Here is a 605-nt window from a genome sequence, read left to right as displayed (position 1 = left end):
GTGTGGCCTGCGCGCCAGTTTTTTCGGCTGCATTCATTGCCGCAGCCGTTGGGGATTTTCAAAAGAACCACGATGAGGTTACGATTACTGTCGACACACAATTGTCGCCGGCTATCTCGGAGGTCATGAGTGCGCAGCGGTTCGACATAGGGCTTGCGGCATCTGCCGTGAGTCCTCACGGTGTCAAAATGCTCTCCTTTGCAGAATGCAACGAGGTTTGCATCCTGCCGGCTGGACATCGATTAGCCGGTCAAGGTCTGGTCACGCTGCAGGATTTGGAAAAGGAGAGATGGATTTCTTTCGCCGGCAACGATCCGGCGAGATATCGGCTGGACGGCCTATTTGAAAGCGTCGGAATCCGGAGGAAGATAACTGCCGAGGCTCATCATTCGGCTACGGTGTGCGAAATGGTCATGCGAGGCGTCGGCATTGCAGTCGTCAACCCTTTCACCGCAGTCGAGTTCCTTGATAAGGGCCTCCTCATGCGGCGTTTCGGGGCGCCGCTCCCGTTCAATACATTTCTGCTAAGGGCTTCTTACCGACCCGAATCACCCCTGGTCGACAGCTTTGTTGCAAGCCTTTTTTCGACACGGGATGCCTTCCTG

The 605-nt window shown here is 55.4% G+C and carries 1 protein-coding gene; it reads left to right on the top strand.

The window, feature by feature from the left end:
* Positions 1–605: LysR substrate-binding domain-containing protein (locus tag ACXJ7R_RS35780; protein ID WP_457155896.1), on the top strand; the 605-nt coding region annotated here is incomplete at both ends.

It is taken from the genome of Mesorhizobium sp. P5_C1 (assembly GCF_054049815.1).
Note: the sequence above shows the minus strand (reverse complement) of the source record. Positions and strands in the feature narration are given on the sequence as shown.